Annotated in this window: 17 protein-coding genes and 1 other RNA gene; 6 read left to right on the top strand and 12 right to left on the bottom strand. The window is 55.0% G+C overall.

All coding sequences use genetic code 11. The features are described from left to right. Positions 1-4: 4 nt before the first annotated feature. Together AC6I8T_RS18275 and AC6I8T_RS18270 are read right to left on the bottom strand one after the other, a co-directional pair. Positions 5-400 (bottom strand): YraN family protein, encoded by a 396-nt coding sequence (locus AC6I8T_RS18275; protein WP_013510647.1) that lies wholly within the window; start codon positions 398-400, stop codon positions 5-7. After that, entirely contained in the window at positions 358-2,412 is a 2,055-nt protein-coding gene (locus AC6I8T_RS18270; RefSeq protein WP_497834220.1) for a penicillin-binding protein activator, read from the bottom strand. Before AC6I8T_RS18270 ends, AC6I8T_RS18275 begins: the two co-directional genes overlap by 43 nt. Before the next feature lie 62 nt (positions 2,413-2,474). Here AC6I8T_RS18270 and rsmI point away from each other — a divergent pair, with 62 nt between their 5' ends. The 3 genes from rsmI to AC6I8T_RS18255 all read left to right on the top strand — a co-directional run bounded on the left by rsmI (position 2,475) and on the right by AC6I8T_RS18255 (position 5,286). Then, entirely contained in the window at positions 2,475-3,338 is an 864-nt protein-coding gene (gene rsmI, locus AC6I8T_RS18265) for a 16S rRNA (cytidine(1402)-2'-O)-methyltransferase (RefSeq protein ID WP_208724247.1), read from the top strand. 33 nt (positions 3,339-3,371) lie between these two features. Beyond that, an RNA gene (rnpB, locus tag AC6I8T_RS18260) (RNase P RNA component class A) lies at positions 3,372-3,750 on the top strand. Between the two features lie 552 nt (positions 3,751-4,302). Next, a complete protein-coding gene (locus AC6I8T_RS18255) occupies positions 4,303-5,286 on the top strand; it encodes an IS110 family RNA-guided transposase (RefSeq protein WP_497834219.1) in 984 nt (327 codons plus the stop codon). A 23-nt stretch (positions 5,287-5,309) separates the two neighbouring features. Here AC6I8T_RS18255 and AC6I8T_RS18250 read toward each other — a convergent pair whose 3' ends face one another. The 10 genes from AC6I8T_RS18250 to AC6I8T_RS18205 form a co-directional block, all read right to left on the bottom strand. After that, complete coding sequence (locus AC6I8T_RS18250; protein ID WP_497834218.1) at positions 5,310-6,284, bottom strand: glutathione S-transferase family protein; 975 nt, start codon at positions 6,282-6,284, stop codon at positions 5,310-5,312. Positions 6,285-6,351: 67 nt separating this feature from the next. Continuing rightward, positions 6,352-6,762, bottom strand: a complete 411-nt coding sequence (locus AC6I8T_RS18245; RefSeq protein ID WP_036625565.1) for a DoxX family protein — start codon at positions 6,760-6,762, stop codon at positions 6,352-6,354. Positions 6,763-6,972: 210 nt separating this feature from the next. Then, a complete protein-coding gene (locus tag AC6I8T_RS18240; protein ID WP_497834217.1) occupies positions 6,973-7,257 on the bottom strand; it encodes a YqjK-like family protein in 285 nt (94 codons plus the stop codon). After that, positions 7,254-7,652, bottom strand: a complete 399-nt coding sequence (locus AC6I8T_RS18235) for a phage holin family protein (protein WP_200864654.1) — start codon at positions 7,650-7,652, stop codon at positions 7,254-7,256. Before AC6I8T_RS18235 ends, AC6I8T_RS18240 begins: the two co-directional genes overlap by 4 nt. Before the next feature lie 2 nt (positions 7,653-7,654). After that, positions 7,655-7,960: an ElaB/YgaM/YqjD family protein gene (locus AC6I8T_RS18230; RefSeq protein WP_208724244.1), complete on the bottom strand. Its 306-nt coding sequence runs from the start codon at positions 7,958-7,960 to the stop codon at positions 7,655-7,657. 154 nt (positions 7,961-8,114) lie between these two features. After that, positions 8,115-8,489: a DUF1090 family protein gene (locus AC6I8T_RS18225; protein WP_021183522.1), complete on the bottom strand. Its 375-nt coding sequence runs from the start codon at positions 8,487-8,489 to the stop codon at positions 8,115-8,117. Positions 8,490-8,661: 172 nt separating this feature from the next. Next, a complete protein-coding gene (gene mzrA / locus AC6I8T_RS18220) occupies positions 8,662-9,030 on the bottom strand; it encodes an EnvZ/OmpR regulon moderator MzrA (protein WP_021183521.1) in 369 nt (122 codons plus the stop codon). Next, positions 9,030-9,704, bottom strand: a complete 675-nt coding sequence (locus tag AC6I8T_RS18215; RefSeq protein WP_013510637.1) for a DedA family protein — start codon at positions 9,702-9,704, stop codon at positions 9,030-9,032. The genes mzrA and AC6I8T_RS18215 overlap by 1 nt, the downstream gene beginning before the upstream one ends. 322 nt (positions 9,705-10,026) lie before the next feature. Then, positions 10,027-10,800 (bottom strand): transcriptional regulator ExuR, encoded by a 774-nt coding sequence (gene exuR, locus AC6I8T_RS18210; protein WP_021183520.1) that lies wholly within the window; start codon positions 10,798-10,800, stop codon positions 10,027-10,029. A gap of 91 nt (positions 10,801-10,891) precedes the next feature. Further along, positions 10,892-12,193 (bottom strand): MFS transporter, encoded by a 1,302-nt coding sequence (locus AC6I8T_RS18205; RefSeq protein WP_036625639.1) that lies wholly within the window; start codon positions 12,191-12,193, stop codon positions 10,892-10,894. 396 nt (positions 12,194-12,589) lie between these two features. On the opposite strand from AC6I8T_RS18205, the gene uxaC reads away from it, so the two are divergent. Genes uxaC through AC6I8T_RS18190 form a run of 3 tightly spaced genes read left to right on the top strand, consistent with a single transcriptional unit; the run spans position 12,590 to position 16,951 of the window. Then, positions 12,590-14,005, top strand: a complete 1,416-nt coding sequence (uxaC, locus tag AC6I8T_RS18200; RefSeq protein WP_497834216.1) for a glucuronate isomerase — start codon at positions 12,590-12,592, stop codon at positions 14,003-14,005. Positions 14,006-14,007: 2 nt separating this feature from the next. Then, entirely contained in the window at positions 14,008-15,456 is a 1,449-nt protein-coding gene (locus AC6I8T_RS18195) for a tagaturonate reductase (RefSeq protein ID WP_208725586.1), read from the top strand. Between the two features lie 4 nt (positions 15,457-15,460). Continuing rightward, a complete protein-coding gene (locus tag AC6I8T_RS18190; protein ID WP_021183516.1) occupies positions 15,461-16,951 on the top strand; it encodes a UxaA family hydrolase in 1,491 nt (496 codons plus the stop codon). Positions 16,952-16,990: the final 39 nt, after the last annotated feature.

Here is a 16,990-nt window from a genome sequence, read left to right as displayed (position 1 = left end):
GGTTCTACACATCGGCATGAAAGGCATCGGGCAGCCACTCCAGCTCGCGCCCGGTAATGGCTATGATGTCAAAGCGGCAATTTACCGTGTCAAAACTGCCGTTACGTCCCAGCAGCCATAGCGCTGCGGTACGGAGTAGCTTTTGTTGTTTCTGACGCGTTACGCTGGCGGCTGCACCGCCAAAACGCGCATCGCGTCGATAGCGCACTTCGACAAAGACCCAGCAGTCGCCATCCTGCATGATGAGGTCAATCTCACCGCTGCGACAGCGAACATTGCTGGCAATCCATTGCAGCCCGGCGCGCTCCAGATAGCGGCGCGCCTGCTGCTCTTGCTCAGCGCCAATGCGCTGGCGATTTACTGTACCGGAACGATTTGTCCCTGACGATACTGGTTCCATGCCAACTTCCTGTTGATCACGCAATCCGGGGTGGCGCTCAGCTTGCCGGTGTTGCCATCAATGGCAAAGCCCGGAACCTGACGCATCTGGTTAAAGTGGTTCGCCAACGTCCAGGCATCAATGCCCATTGCGTACAGGCGTACCAGCGAATAATCATTGTTAAACGACTTCGCCGCTTGCTGCATCAGCGCCGGGTTGCTACCCGAAAGCAGCGGAATGTCACTGAATTGTAAGCCATCCATCTCCAGACGGAAGTCCGGACCCGCACCGGCCTGGAAGCTGCGTGAGCTGGCGTACAACGCGATATTGTTGCGGCTGCTGGTACGCATCGCAATCATCGGCTTGATCAGCTGTAGCTCATCCTGGTTGGCGACGATATACACCGCATCAAGGCTGCCACCGCTGGTATCGGCTACCGGGGTGCTGGTCTGCGGCGCCGGGATGTTCAATCCGGCAATCGATACGCCCTGCGACTGTGCGGGTTCCACCACCAGCGGTGTGCCACTCAGGTTGATACCGGCACCGCTGTTGATACCCTGTTTCAGCTCGCTGACGGAACCAAAACGTTGTTGCAACACGGTCGAACCACCCAGCGTCTGCCACTCTTGCGCAAAGGCCTTACCAACACGATCGCCATAACTGTTACGCGGCAACAGCAGCAGCGGCTGGCGTTTGCCTTGATCCCACATATGGTGGGCGGCATCGCGCGCTTCGTCTTCAGGAGAAAGCGCAAAGTAACAAATATTCGGATGGTTCTGGATCTGTTCCGGCTCGTTCAGGGCCAGTACGTTAAGCGGCGAGTTGCTGTTAGCGACAGTCTCTACATCACTTTTCAACAGCGGGCCGACGACGATGGTTGCGCCATCCTGCTGCGCCTGCTGCATCACCTGCTGAATCGGCTGACTGCTGGTGTCATACACCTTGACCTGGGCATTGCTATCACCTGCGCTGGCTGCCGGGGCAGGTGCAGCAGCAGCAGGTTGCGGCTGGGTGCTTTGATCCGGGGTGATGGCAGCAGCGGCCGGGCTGACTACGGTATTGGCGGTCGCATCTGGCGTTGCAGCGGCTGGCTGCGGCTGGGCGCTGGCATCCGCGCTCGCCGGTGTCGCTGTCGGCTGTGGTTGTGGGGCTGCGGCCGGGGCGGTTAGCACACCGTTTTTCGCATCGTTAAAGCCTTTCTGAATGGCGTTGGCGAAGATCTGCGCCTGGCCATTCAGCGGCAGCAGCAACGCGATGGTGCTGGTCGAAGCTTTGCTGAAGTTCTGCACCTGACTCAGGGCGGTCGGCAGGGTTTTGGCACCCGGATTGAGCGGATAGCGTGTTTGCCAATCCTTGATGGCGGCTTTCAGCATTTCCGGGTCCTGGCTGTTGGTATGCCAGGTGTTGAGCAGATCCAGCCAGCCCTGCAAGGTATTCTCGTCGGCATTGATCACCAGGCTGTTGAGCTGATCTTTGGTCATCTGCGTCAGCGCCTGCCAGGTGGCGTCAATATTGCTCTGGTGATCGGCCGCTTTCAGCAGCGGTTCCTGAGCGATATAGGCGCGCAGCAATGCCAGCGAGGGACGATTCTGAGCGGCAGCGATTTGCAGGCCGTAGAAGCGCGCCTGTTGATCCTGCGACAGACCGTCGGTTTTCACCTGGCTCAACAGTTGCTGTGCACCGTTGAAATCCTGCTGACCAATCTGCATCTGCGCCCGCAGCAACTGTAATTCCTGCTGCTGCACATCAGAGAGCTGCTGCGGCAATTGTTTGATCTGATCGCTGGCCTGTGGATACTTTCCTTCCTTCAACAAGGCACGGATGGCAAGTAATTGCCAGTCGGTCTTGCTATCATCGCTGCTTTGCTGCACCTGTTGCAGGTAATAGTCAGACTGGGCCGTGATCGGACCCTGAACATTGACGGAAGACGTTTGCTGTGGTCCCTGACCGCTACAGGCGGCTAAAATTAGCCCAGCGAGAAGAACAGGTACAAAGCGTCCTGCTTTACGACGTAAGACTTTTGAAGGAAGCATACTGTATCCAGTGATGTTTTTTTCTAGATGCTCAATATTAAATCGGCAATTCGGATGAAACAATGAAACAACTCGATCGGGCAGACATTTCTGCCAGCACGCTCTATATCGTTCCTACCCCGATCGGTAACCTGGGTGATATTACGCAGCGTGCGTTAACGGTGCTTGCGAGCGTCGATCTGGTCGCTGCGGAAGATACACGTCATACCGGGCTGTTGCTACAACATTTCGCCATCAATGCGCGACTGTTCGCACTTCACGACCACAATGAGCAGCAGAAAGCCGAAGTGCTGCTGGCCAAATTGCAGGAAGGCCAAAGCATTGCGCTGGTTTCTGATGCCGGAACGCCGTTAATCAACGATCCCGGTTATCATCTGGTGCGTCGTTGCCGTGAAGCGGGTATCCGCGTGGTGCCCTTACCGGGTGCCTGCGCGGCGATTACAGCATTAAGCGCAGCGGGATTACCGTCCGATCGTTTCTGTTACGAAGGGTTTCTGCCGGCGAAAACCAAGGCGCGCTGCGATGCTTTACGTGCTCTGGCGCAGGAGCCGCGCACCCTGATCTTCTACGAATCGACCCACCGTTTAATCGATAGCTTACAGGATATGGTCAGTGAGCTGGGGGCTGAACGTTATGTGGTGTTGGCGCGGGAAATTACGAAGACCTGGGAGTCATTGCACGGTGCGCCAGTGGCCGAGCTATTGGCCTGGGTGCTGGAAGATGAAAATCGCCGCAAAGGGGAGATGGTGCTGGTGGTGGAGGGCCATAAGGCCGATGAAGAAGCCTTACCGGCAGATGCGCTGCGCACCCTGGCGCTGCTACAACAGGAGCTGTCCTTGAAGAAGGCGGCTGCGCTGACGGCGGAAATTCACGGTGTGAAGAAGAACGCACTGTATCGCTACGCACTCGATCAGCAAGAGGCGTGACAAACGACGGCGGATCGCCTATTATCCCGCGCCGAAGCTGACCAGACAGTCGCCGCTTTGTCGTCGTCCCTCTTCGGGGGGAGACGGGCAGAGGGGAGGAAAGTCCGGGCTCCATAGGGCAGGGTGCCAGGTAACGCCTGGGGGGCGCAAGCCTACGACCAGTGCAACAGAGAGCAAACCGCCGATGGCCCAGTAATGGGATCAGGTAAGGGTGAAAGGGTGCGGTAAGAGCGCACCGCGCGGCTGGTAACAGTTCGCGGCACGGTAAACTCCACCCGGAGCAAGGCCAAATAGGGGTTCACAAGGTACGGCCCGTACTGAACCCGGGTAGGCTGCTTGAGCCAGTGAGCGATTGCTGGCCTAGATGAATGACTGTCCACGACAGAACCCGGCTTATCGGTCAGTTTCGACTTTTTAATGCAAAAACCCCGCTTCGGCGGGGTTTTTGTTTTTGCCCGGAATGAATAACTGTCCACTCCTCTTTCTATGAAAAGAACGCGGCTTATCGGTCAGTTTCGGCTTTTTAATGCAAAAACCCCGCTTCGGCGGGGTTTTTGTTTTTGCCCGGAATGAATAACTGTCCACTCCTCTTTCTATGAAAAGAACGTGGCTTATCGGTCAGTTTCGGCTTTTTAATGCAAAAACCCCGCTTCGGCGGGGTTTTTGTTTTCAGCATGCACTGAACCGTAGCGGCGCGATTTATCGCGCTATTCCGTGCTCGGTGCCAGAAAAATCCGCGCGATAAATCGCGCCGCTTGTATCTTGAAGTTGTAACTGGTTAGCTACCCGTTACACGAAACGGAGGCAGCTTGTCGCGCCGCTTAAGACCCGATCTTGTGCCGTAGCTTAAAGTCCTCCGTTTCTCCTTTCACGCCAGCATCTACTCTGAACGGTAACCAGAAGCTCTGACTTCGTATGTACAAGGCAAGATGGCGTGATGGTTCATGTGAAAGGGAGCTGTCTTATGATTTATCTCGGTATTGATGTCAGTAAAAACAAACTCGACCTCTGCCTGTTGCCCGGCAACGGGAAAAAGAAAACCAAAACCCTCAAAAATCATCCCGACGCCGGCCGGGAGATAAATGACTGGTTAATCAGGCAAAAATGCCATCCTGAACAGGTGATGGTGGTGCTCGAAGCGACCGGCATTTATCACGAAAACGTCGCCTTCAGTCTTCATGAAAATACCCCCGTCACGGTCTGCATCAGCAATCCTCAGCGGGTCAGGGAGTTCGCCCGTGGAATGGCTATCCTGACTAAAAACGACTCCGTTGATGCTTACATCCTGGCCCGTTATGGCGAGCTGAAACAGCCTGATGCCTGGGTGCCACCCTCCCCGGAGGTCCGTAAACTTCGGGAGCTGGTGCGTCTGCGGGACTCACTTCAGGCTGATGTCCAGCGGGCGGAGAACCGACTGGAAAAAGCCCATTCAACCCGCACAGCGCCTGAAATCATTGACTCGCTGGAGAGAACCCTGAAAGCCCACAGGGACGAGCTGAAGCGTATTGAAGCGCTCATCTCAGACCACACAGATAATCATCCGGGTCTGAAGGAAGACCGTGAGCTGCTGGAATCGATAAAAGGAATAGGCAGCGTGGTGGGCACGACAATGCTGTCGGTGCTGCGCTCGTGTCCGTTCCGGTGTGCTTCACAGGTCGCTGCGTGGCTGGGTGTGGTACCGGTGGAAAAAACGTCCGGGAGCTCAGTCAGGGGGCGTGCGCGGATGTCAAAAACAGGCCCGGCAGACGTAAGGGCGAAACTGTATATGGCGGCGATCGTGGCGATCAGGTGGAATGCCCCGGCGAAGGCGCTGTACCAGAGGCTAATCGCGAAGGGCAAAGCCAGCAAGGCCGCGCCTGGAGCGGTGATGCGCAAGCTGGTTCATCAGTGCTTCGGGGTGCTGAAAACGCGGATGAAGTGGGATGAAAATTACGCAGCTACCGCTTGACGTTCAAGACGGTAGCTACGAATTTATCCCCGTCCGTGCGGCTCATCCCAGTTAAATGCCGGTCCAAGCGAGATCACCCCACTCGGGTTGATGGTCTTATGGCTGCAATAATAGTGATGACGGATATGCGGCAGATTGACGGTTTCGGCAATCCCTGGCATTTGGTAAATATCACGCAGAAAGCCGCTGAGGTTGCGATAATCGCTGATCCGGTGGCGATCGCACTTGAAATGCGTGACATATACCGGATCAAAACGTACCAGGGTGGTCCACAGACGCAGATCGGCTTCGGTCAATTGATCGCCGGTCAGATAGCGATGCTGACCCAGGATCTGCTCCAGGCGCGCCAGTGAATGGAACAGCGCCGTTACCGATTCATCATAAGCAGCCTGCGAAGTGGCGAAGCCCGATTTATACACGCCATTGTTTACCGTGTCGTAAATCCAGCTATTCAGCTCATCAATTTGTGGCCGCAACGCCTCGGGGTAGTAATCGCCAGCGCGTGCGCCCTGCGCATCAAACGCGCTATTCAACATCCGAATGATGTCGGCCGATTCATTGCTGACAATGGTGTGCTGATGTTTGTCCCACAGCACTGGCACGGTAACGCGCCCACTGTAGTGAGGATCGGCATGCAGATAGAGTTGATACAGGTATTCGTTCTGATATAGCGAATCGCCGGTAGCGTCGGGGAAATCGTCGTCGAAGGTCCAGCCATTTTCCAGCATCAGCGGATGTACCACCGACACGGAAATCATCTCTTCCAGTCCCTTCAGCTTGCGCATCAGCAGAGTACGATGCGCCCACGGGCAGGCGAGTGAAACGTATAAATGATAGCGGTCGCGTTCGGCGGCAAAACCGGCTTTCCCGGTGGGACCCGCGCTGCCATCAGCGGTAACCCAGTTACGCCACACCGCTTCTGTACGTTTGAAGCGGCCACCGGTTGACTTCGTATCGTACCAGGTGTCATGCCAGACACCGTCAATCAGTTGTCCCATAAGCCCTCCACAAAAAAATGGGGCGAGGAATATCCTCGCCCCTTTTCAGTATACGCTGCTTGTGTACTTAGCGTGCGGTTGCAGTCTGGAAACGCTGACGAATCAGACGGTCGATGCTGTATGCACCTGGACCAACCAGACCCAGCACCAGGAAACCACCAGCGATTGACAGGTTTTTCATAAACATCAGCTGGTTAACACCTTCAGCGAAGTTACTGTGGAACAGGAACGCCGTCAGAATGGTGAAGCCGGCAGTAAACAGCGCCGTGAAGCGGGTCAGGAAGCCGAACAGAATCGCCAGACCGCCACCCAGTTCCAGCAGAATTACCAGCGGCAACAGGAAGCCAGGGACGCCCATTGACTGCATGTACTGTGCGGTGCCTGCATAACCGGTCAGTTTGCCCCAGCCAGCGGTGATAAACAGAATGGTCATCAGAACGCGTGCCAGTAACAGGCCAGAATCTTCGAATTTTTTCATCATCTACTCCAACAAGGTTTTTATTGCAGGTTGCTGGCCTGCGGCAATGTATCCCGTCGAATCACGCCTTGTGATTCATTGGGCTGATGGCTAGAGATGATAATCGCGGGTTGGAAAGGTTGTAAGCGAGATAATCTGTCGATGTTGTTCAGGAATTCTGATTAAAGGAAAAACGGACCTGAAAAAGGTCCGTTGTCAGAAGGAGTTAGCCTAACGTGGTGGCAGCGCTGATTTGATCATCCGCCAGGTGCTCCATAGCCCAAAGCCGCGTTTCGCCCAGCGTAGTAGCCGATTAGGGCTGCGAATTGACCAGATTGCCAGCGCGCTGCTACCAATCGCCAGATAGCGGCGCAAACTGAGGAAGGTGAGCCAGCCCCGATCATACTGCGCGGTGCTCTCCAGCCAGTCACGCCTGACTGCGCTCAGATCCAGCCGTTGCTGTTGTACCTGATTCAGCAATGCGTGGATGCGTGCTTCGCGCTCGCGGCGGCTCATGAGCGATGCTCCTCCAGCAGTTTGCGATCGGTATCCAGCTCTTTGCGCGTATGGCGCAGCAGTGTGGACTGGCGGGATTTACGCAGTGTCCAGACACCAAAAATCAGCGCCAGCAGGAACAGGACGGCAGTGGTAATCGCAATCGCCATCAGCCGATATTGCGCATCCACCGCCCAGATGATCAGCACCATCAGGCTCATTAACCCGAAAGCGGTAAACAGCATGGTAAGGCCCACCATCATCAGCATCTGAATCAGGTTGGCTTTTTCCTCTTCCAGTTCCACCACTGCCAGGCGGACGCGTGTCTCAACGATACTGACCAACGTGGTAACGATACGTTGACCAATGTTGATGACCCCTTTGCCCGGGCCGTGGCTTTGCTGACTGTCACTCATCATTAACGCCGTGAAAGCAGAATGCCGATGACCACACCCACCGCAGCACCAATACCGACGCCGTGCCAGGGATTTTCACGCACGTAATCATCTGCTTTATGTGCGGCTTCGCGGGTGGATTGCGCCAGGCGTTCGCCAGACTCGCCCAGGCGTTCACGCGAAGTGTCGAGGGCTTCGCGGGCTTTCTGACGCAATTTATCCAGCTCAGTCTTTGACTTCTCGCCGGTGCTGCTCAGCACTTCTTCCAGGGTGTCGGCCAGGTTTTTCAGTTCGGCACGCAAATGTTCTGATGTTGGTTCTTTAGCCATGAAAATCTCCTTTTATGCCCGTCATACTTCAGGCTACAGGTACGTTGGCTGCGTTCATATACCTCAGTCACTTACTGGAGTAAGCTCCTGAAGTCTATGAGCTTGCCGCCTTCCTGTAACCTGAATTATTTAGGGCATGTAACAGTAAGTCCGATTAATAGCGTTCAGCTTCGAGTTGCTTTAACTCGTGCTGCGCTTCTTCCAGCTTGCGCTCGCGTTTAGCGATCTTCTCTTTGTCATTACCTTCCTGGCGCTCTTCTTTCAACTCACGCTCACGTTCGGCGACATCATGCTTTTGCGCCTCAATACGCTCATGATGTGCAGCTTTCAGTTTTTCATCGGTACAACTGGCGCGCACTTCGGTTAGCGCACGCTCCAGCCCGTTTACCCGGCGCTGGTTATCATGCTGCTTTGCCATACCAATTTCGCGCTGAATGTCCTGCTCCTTCTGCTGACATAGTGACTCTGCTGCCAGAAGTGAGCCGGAGAGGGAGAGGAGAACAGCACCCAGGAGTAATTGACGTTTCATCAGGTAAAACCTTCCTTTGTGAATGACCTGCCGCAAACCGGGCAGGAGAGGCTTCCCAGCTTGTCTTGTGCTCGCGCTACCTTTAAGCATAGACAGCGGATGAAAAAATTCAAAGAAGACGCGGGGATAGCGAGGGTTGTGGTCGCCCGGACGAGTATCCGGACGACGCAATTTAGCTGTAAGTCAGACGACTGGGGTCCTGATTTTGCTGCGATGCCTGATGACCGGCGGCCACAACAAAACCTTGTGGCAGCAGGCGACGCAGTACCTTCTGTGCGGCCAGGCTTTGCTCTTCGTTTTCGAAATGAATCACCAATGCATCACCAGAAGGCGTGATGCTTTTAATGCGCACGCCCTGGGCGGAGAGTTGCTGATACAGATAGAAGCCATCCGGCAGCGGGGTGCCGCTGTTGGCAACGCGAATCTGCACCACAGTTTCATGGCTCAGCAGCGCAGGGGCGAAACTGATGGCAACGAGAGCCAGCGCAGCGCCCAACAACCAGGGCAGAAGACGCCTTGGGATGCGGGTCAGAATTTTCATCACTGTGATTTCCCATTCTGATCAGACTGACGTTTACGCCACAGCACCACCAGTGACCCGACAAGACCAAACACCAGCAACACCAGGGGAAGCATCATCAGGCAAAACATCAATTCGTCTTCATAGCGACGGAAAATGGGGGTTTTGCCAAGTGCGAAACCGAGCACTGTAAGGATCACTACCCACAGCAAACCGCTCACCCAGTTAAAGAACTGGAAACGCGCATTGCTGAGGCCAGATAACCCGGCAATGGTTGGCAGCAGAGTGCGCACAAACGCGATAAAACGGCCAATCAGCAGGGCGGAAAGCCCATGACGATGGAACAGGCTGTGCGCGCGTTGATGATATTGCGCGGGTAAATGAGAAAGCCATTTTTGTACCGTGGGGGTATTCCCCAGCCAGCGTCCCTGAATGTAGCTAACCCAGCAACCGAGGCTGGCACCGGTGGTCAGGACCAGAATGGTGAGTGGAAAGTTCATGGTGCCTTTGGCGATCAGCACGCCAACCAGAATCAGCAAGCTATCGCCGGGCAGAAATGCAGCGGGCAGCAGGCCGTTCTCAAGGAAGAGAATCATGAACAGCACGCCATAAATGGCCCACACCAGTGTCGGGTCGGAAAGGGTTTCAAAATCCTGCTGCCATAAGGCATGCAGTAATGCCTGCAAAATATCCATCAATCGGTCCTGAACATCATTGTTAAACGTGCCCGAAGGGCTGGAGCACTAGCTGGCAGTTTGGTTATGCATTTTAGGAGCGCAGCTGAGCCGGATTTTCCGGATCCTTCCAGAATTGATTGTTAAATCAGCAACTTTTTAATGCCCTGTCGCAAAGGGTAAGAAAAGGGCGATAACTGTAACAAAAATCATGGATCTGAGACAGTAGAAAGTTCCCGCAAGAGAGGAGTTTTACCTTTAGATGCAACTGGTCAAAAGGAGCTTTACATGAGCTGACACTATTGCAGATTAACTGACTTTCCTGCCGGAAAAATCAGCAAAATTAGCGGGAATTATCAGTGCCTTCCGGCAGGATGACCGGGTTTTCAGCAAACATGTAACGATCGACATTAAACTCAAAATCGTCTGCGGTAGCGTTAAACAACATCTGTTTAGTATTTTCCAGATGTTGCCACATAGCCAGCTTACTGGCGGCGGGATCTTTGCGGATGAGTGCTTTCAGAATTTGATCGTGATCATCGCACCAACTGAGGATGTTGCGCTGATCAATATGCTCATGCAATTTCAGCCAATAGGGGTTATGCAGGCGGTGCAACCACATCTTCTCGACAATGGCGGCTAAGGCGCTGTTCTGCGTCGATTGTGCAATGCGGACGTGGAACTGCATATCCCATTCAGAATCACGAAAATGGTCTTCCTGGCGGGCCTTCTCCTGAATGGCCATCAGCGCGATGATATCCTGACGAGTCACCTGGGTTGCCGCGAACTCCGCGACATTACTCTCAATCAGCTGACGTGCCTGCAACAATTCAAATGGACCAAAACTGGCGAATTCCAACTGACTGGAGGTCACGATACGGTTTTGCTGTTGGCTGGCAATAACGTGAATGCCTGAACCTTTGCGCACTTCCACGTAGCCTTCGACTTCCAGCATGATGATCGCTTCACGTACCACGGTACGGCTGACCTGCATCTCCTCAGCAATTAAACGCTCGGCAGGAAGTTTATCACCCACCGGGTATTCTCCGGCTTCAATGCGGCGTTTCAGCTCGCTGGCCAGTTGTTGATAAAGACGTCGGGATTCGGTCAGGTCCATTGCGCGGTTCCGCTATGCAGGTAAACGAGGAGTTGTTATACCACTTCGGCCGGGCGGAAGAAATGGGCTGGCTCACACCAGCCCAAAGAGATTAACTACGGACCGCCGCAGTTTGTACGGGTGGCGCGCTTTCCATTTCGGAAACCGGTTTGTTTTTCAGCACACTCCAGATAACGACTGCGCCGATCAGGTCAAACACCGCCAGAGCAGCAAAAAGCGGGCTAAAGCCGAGGGTATCGGCCAGGGCACCCACCACCAGGGCAAACAGGGTGCTGGCGGTCCAGGCTGCCATACCGGTCAGGCCATTAGCGGTTGCCACTTCATTGCGACCAAACACGTCAGATGACAGGGTAATCAGCGCACCGGACAGGGCCTGGTGAGCAAAACCGCCGATACACAGCAGACCAATTGCCACATACGGACTGGTAAACAAGCCGATGGTACCGGGGCCAATCATCAGCACTGCACCCATCGTGACCACCAACTTACGTGAGACGATCAGATTGACACCGAACCAGCGTTGAAACAGCGGCGGTAAATAACCCCCCAGGATGCAGCCGAAGTCAGCAAACAGCATCGGCATCCAGGCGAACAGCGCAATCTCTTTCAGATTGAAGCCATACACCTTAAACATAAACAGCGGAATCCAGGCATTGAAGGTGCCCCAGGCAGGTTCAGCCAGGAAACGTGGCAGCGCAATCCCCCAGAACTGGCGATTACGCAGAATCTGACCAACCGACATTTTGCTGTTGTTACCGGTTTGATGCTGTACTTCCTGGCCGGCAATGATGTAGTGGCGTTCTTCCTCGCTCAGCTTGGTTTGCTGCTTCGGATGTTTATAAAACACCAGCCAGCACAGCGCCCAAATCATGCTCAGCACCCCGGTAACGATAAACGCCATCTGCCAGCTATGCGCCACAATGGCCCAGACCACCAGCGGCGGTGCCAGCATCGCACCTATCGATGAACCCACATTGAAGTAGCCCACCGCCACAGAACGTTCTTTGGCCGGAAACCACTCGCTGCTGGCTTTTAATCCTGCCGGGATCATGGCTGCTTCTGCGGCACCGACCGCACCACGCGCCAGCGCAAACCCACCCCAACTCCCTGCTAACGCAGTGGCGGCGCAGAAGATAGCCCAAAGTATCGCAAACACCGCATAGCCGACCTTCGTGCCCAGCATATCCAGCACATAACCAGCAACCGGTTGCATCACGGTGTAACAGGCCGAATACGCGGCGACGATATATGAATATTGCTGGGTGGTGATGTGAAGCTGGGTCGCCAGCGTGGGTGCTGCTACGGCAATAGTATTACGCGTCAGGTAGCCCAGAACGGTGCCCATCGTCACCAGTCCAATCATGTACCAGCGTAGCCCTTTGATCTTACGCATCATTAACCTCTTCCAGTTTGTCGTTGCGGCGTTGCCGCTGTTGTTATCTGGAGCGGGACTGCTCGTGAGACAGCTCTCTTCACGCCCGCAGACGCTGAAACGCGCCTTTATTTCCTTGCCTGTGCCATCGGTCTGGCATCAATGGAGCGAGAGGTTAACTTGTTATACAACTTTAAAAGTTGAGAGCCATCACAAAAACCCTTCAAGGCGTGTGTGATACTGTTCTTCGACGTAATAACAGCAGGTTAGCGGTATTTTTGCGGCTTTTTTGTCCATATCCACATCAAAGATCTGTCATTAATGTGAGGTTCGTCGCAAAGAATTCCGCCGTTTATCAAAATTGGTATGATAACTTTGTGTCATTAGCCAACGGGCTACAAAAATGAGGAAGCAGGTATGTCGCGTTTTATGACTGAGGATTTTTTACTGGAAAGCGAATTTGCGCGTCGTCTTTATCATGACTACGCCAAAGACCAGCCGATTTTCGACTATCACTGTCACTTGCCGCCACAGCAGATTGCCGAAAATTACCGCTTTACCAACCTCTATGACATCTGGCTGAAAGGCGATCACTACAAATGGCGAGCGATGCGCGCCAATGGCGTACCGGAAGCCCTTTGCACCGGCAACGCCACCGACCGTGAAAAATTCAATGCCTGGGCGCGTACCGTGCCGCACACCATTGGTAATCCGTTGTATCACTGGACGCACCTCGAACTGCGCCGCCCCTTTGGCATCACCAATGTGTTGCTGTCTGAGCAGACGGCAGATGACATTTGGGATCGCTGCAATGCGTTGCTGGCACAGGATGCCTTTACCGCACGCGGCATTATGCAGCAGATGAAGGTGAAAATGGTCGGCACCACCGACGACCCGCTTGACGATTTACAGCATCATCGCGCCCTGGCGCAGGATGACAGCTTCAGCGTCAAAGTGCTGCCGAGCTGGCGTCCGGACAAAGCCTTTAACATTGAGCTGGAAACCTTCCTGCCGTGGATCCACAAGCTGGAGCAAGTGGCGGATGTCAGCGTGCAGCGTTTTGACGATCTACGTCGTGCCTTAAGCAAACGCCTTGATCACTTTGCCGCTCACGGCTGCAAGATTTCCGATCATGCGCTGGATGTGGTGGTGTATGCAGAAGCTGATGAGGCCACACTTGATGGCATCCTGACGCGTCGTTTGCAGGGTGGTTCCCCATCCAGCGAAGAAACCGCGCAATTCAAAACGGCGGTGCTGGTGTGGCTGGGCAGTGAATATGCCCGTCGCGGTTGGGCGCAGCAGTACCACATCGGTGCGCTGCGTAACGCTAATCGTCACCACTTTGAGCTGCTGGGACCGGATACCGGTTTCGATTCTATCAACGATGCGCCGCTGGCGATCCCGCTGGCTCGTCTGTTGGATGCACAAAATCGGCAAAACGCATTACCGAAAACCATCCTGTATTGCCTAAACCCGCGCGACAACGAAGTACTGGCGACGATGGCCGGGAATTTCCAGGGTGAAGGGGAACCGGGCAAGATGCAGTTTGGCTCGGCATGGTGGTTCAACGATCAGCTCGATGGCATGCAGCGTCAAATGACGCAACTGGCGCAGATTGGCCTGTTGAGCCGTTTTGTCGGCATGTTGACCGACAGCCGTAGCTTCCTGTCCTATACCCGTCACGAATATTTCCGCCGCCTGCTGTGCCAGATGATCGGCAATTGGGTGGAACGCGGCGAAGCACCTGCCGACGAAGCGCTGCTGGGGCAGATGGTACAAAACATCTGCTTCAACAATGCCCGTGATTACTTCGACATTGAGTTAGGAGCCTGATGATGCAGCGGCTAAACCGTCACGACTTTCCCGGCCCGCGCTATACCGACCGCGTAATCCAGTTTGGCGAAGGGAATTTTCTGCGCGCCTTTATTGACTGGCAACTCGACTGGCTCAATGAGCATCAGGGTACCGATGCCGGTGTGGTGGTGGTGCGGCCGCGTAATCGAGAAGTGAAAGACTCGCTGAATCAGCAGGATGGGTTGTACACCACGCTGATTCGCGGGCTGAATGCGGCGGGTGAGCAGGTGAGCGAAACCCGCCTGATTCGCAGCCTCAACCGGGAAATTCAACCCTATCAACAATTCGACGATTTTCTGGCCCTGGCGCGCGCGCCAGAGATGCGTTTTGTGTTCTCCAACACCACGGAAGCAGGCATTGCGTTTGCCGAACAGGATCAACTGACCGATGCGCCAGCCTCCTCCTTTCCCGGCAAGCTGACCCAGCTGCTGTGGGCGCGTTACCAGCATTTTGCCGGGGACGCTGCTAAGGGCTGGTTAATCGTTCCCTGCGAATTGATCGACTACAACGGCGATACGCTCCGCGCGCTGGTACTGCGCTATGCCGACCACTGGCAGTTACCGCAGGCATTTGCCCACTGGGTACAGCAGCATTGCGCGTTCTACAACACGCTGGTTGATCGTATCGTCACCGGCTTCCCGGCCGACAGTGAAGCTATCGCTACCCAACTGGGTTACGAAGATCGTTTCCTGGTGGCGGGTGAGGTGTATTACCAGTTTGTGATTCAGGGACCGGCGGCACTGGCACAAGAGCTGAAGTTGGCCGTGCTGGCACCTGAAGTGAAGCTGGTGGAAGACATCACCCCTTACAAGGCGCAAAAAGTGGCGATCCTCAACGGCGCGCACACTGCGATGGTACCGGTGGCGTTCCAGTCCGGTCTGGAGAGCGTCGGAGAAGCGATGGACGATGCGCAGATCGCGGGCTTTGTTGAAGCGTTACTGCGCGATGAAGTGATCCCCACTCTCGACTTGCCGCCTGCTGAGCTGCATGCCTTTGCTGCTGCGGTACAGCGCCGTTTCCGTAACCCATTTATTCGCCATGCACTGCTTTCTATCGCGCTGAACGGCATGACCAAATTCCGTACCCGCCTGCTGCCGCAGCTATTGCTGGCGCAGCAACAACAGGGTAGCTGGCCGCCGCGCCTGACCTTCGCCTTTGCCGCGTTGCTGGCGTTTTATCGCGGTCAGCAGGGCGATAAAAGTTGGCCGTTGCAGGACGATGCCCACTGGCTGCAACGCTATGCCGAACTCTGGCCAGCAGTGCAGGCGCAACAGCTGCCCGTGGAACAACTGGTCAGCACGGTTCTGAGCGATGCCAACCACTGGGGCGAAGATTTAACCCGGCAGCCAGGGCTGGTGGCTGCGGTAAGCCAACACCTGCAAAACATCATCGTTCACGGGATGCGAACGGCGCTGACACAACTGAGATAACGCTATGCAAGATGCGATAAGAATACATTCACGCGATAACGTCGCTGTGGCGTTGCGCGATTTGGAAGCCAATACCCTCGTTGAAATCGATCACGTCCGTGTTGAGCTGCGTCAGGCCGTGGGTCGCGGTCATAAATTTGCGCTGCAACCGCTGGCGACCGATGCGCTGGTGATCAAATACGGATTGCCGATTGCGCACGCTACGCAGCCGATTGACGCGGGTGAAATCATCCATTCGCAGAACGCGCGCACCAACCTGAGCGATCTCGACGAATATGATTATCAACCCGATTTTCTTGCACTGCCGCCGCAGGCCGGGGATCGCGAAGTACAGATTTACCGTCGCGCCAGCGGCGAAGTGGGGATTCGCAATGAATTGTGGATCCTGCCAACCGTGGGTTGCGTTAACGGCATTGCGCGCCAAATTCTGCAACGTTTTCTCAAAGAGACGGACGATGCGGCAGGGATCGATGGCGTGCATCTGTTCAGCCATCCGTTTGGTTGCTCGCAGTTGGGCCAGGACCATGAAAACACCCGCACCATGTTGCAGAATATGGTGCGTCATCCAAATGCTGGCGCGGTGCTGGTGATTGGTCTGGGCTGTGAGAACAATCAGGTGGATGTGTTCCGCGACACCCTCGGCGCGTATGAAAGCGATCGCGTACAATTTATGGTGTGTCAGCAGCAGGACGATGAAGTGGAGGCCGGACTTGAGCGGCTGCACGCGTTATACAACGTGATGCGTCACGATCAGCGCCAGCCGGGCAAACTCAGCGAGCTGAAGTTTGGTCTGGAGTGTGGCGGTTCGGACGGTTTTTCCGGCATCACGGCGAACCCGATGCTGGGGCGTTTCTCCGATCAGATGATCGCCAATGGCGGCACCACGGTGCTGACCGAAGTGCCGGAGATGTTCGGGGCGGAGCGCATTCTGATGAGCCGCTGCCGCGATGAAGCCACTTTTGATAAAACGGTGGCGATGATTAACGACTTCAAACGCTACTTTATCGACCATCAACAGCCGATTTATGAAAATCCTTCACCGGGCAATAAAGCCGGGGGCATCACCACGCTGGAGGAGAAGTCACTGGGTTGTACGCAAAAAGCCGGGCAGAGCCAGGTGGTGGATGTGCTGAAATACGGTGAGCGCCTGAAAACGCCAGGTCTTAATCTGCTCAGCGCGCCAGGCAATGATGCCGTTGCCACCAGTGCCTTAGCGGGCGCGGGTTGCCATATGGTGTTGTTTACCACCGGACGTGGCACGCCTTATGGCGGCTTTGTACCGACGGTGAAAATTGCCACCAATACGCAATTGGCGGAGAAAAAGCCGCACTGGATTGATTTCAACGCCGGACGACTGATTGAGGGCATGAGTATGGATGCGATGCTGGCCGATTTTGTCGAGATGATCGTCGCCATTGCCAACGGCAAGCCTGCGCGCAATGAAGCCAATGACTTCCGTGAACTGGCGATTTTTAAAAGCGGAGTGACGTTATAAACCGCGCAGCGGCGGGATTCATCGCGCAGTTTCGTGCGC

The organism is Pantoea sp. X-Soil-OKNW-556, from assembly GCF_059730695.1.
This window is presented reverse-complemented; position numbering and strand designations above follow the sequence as displayed.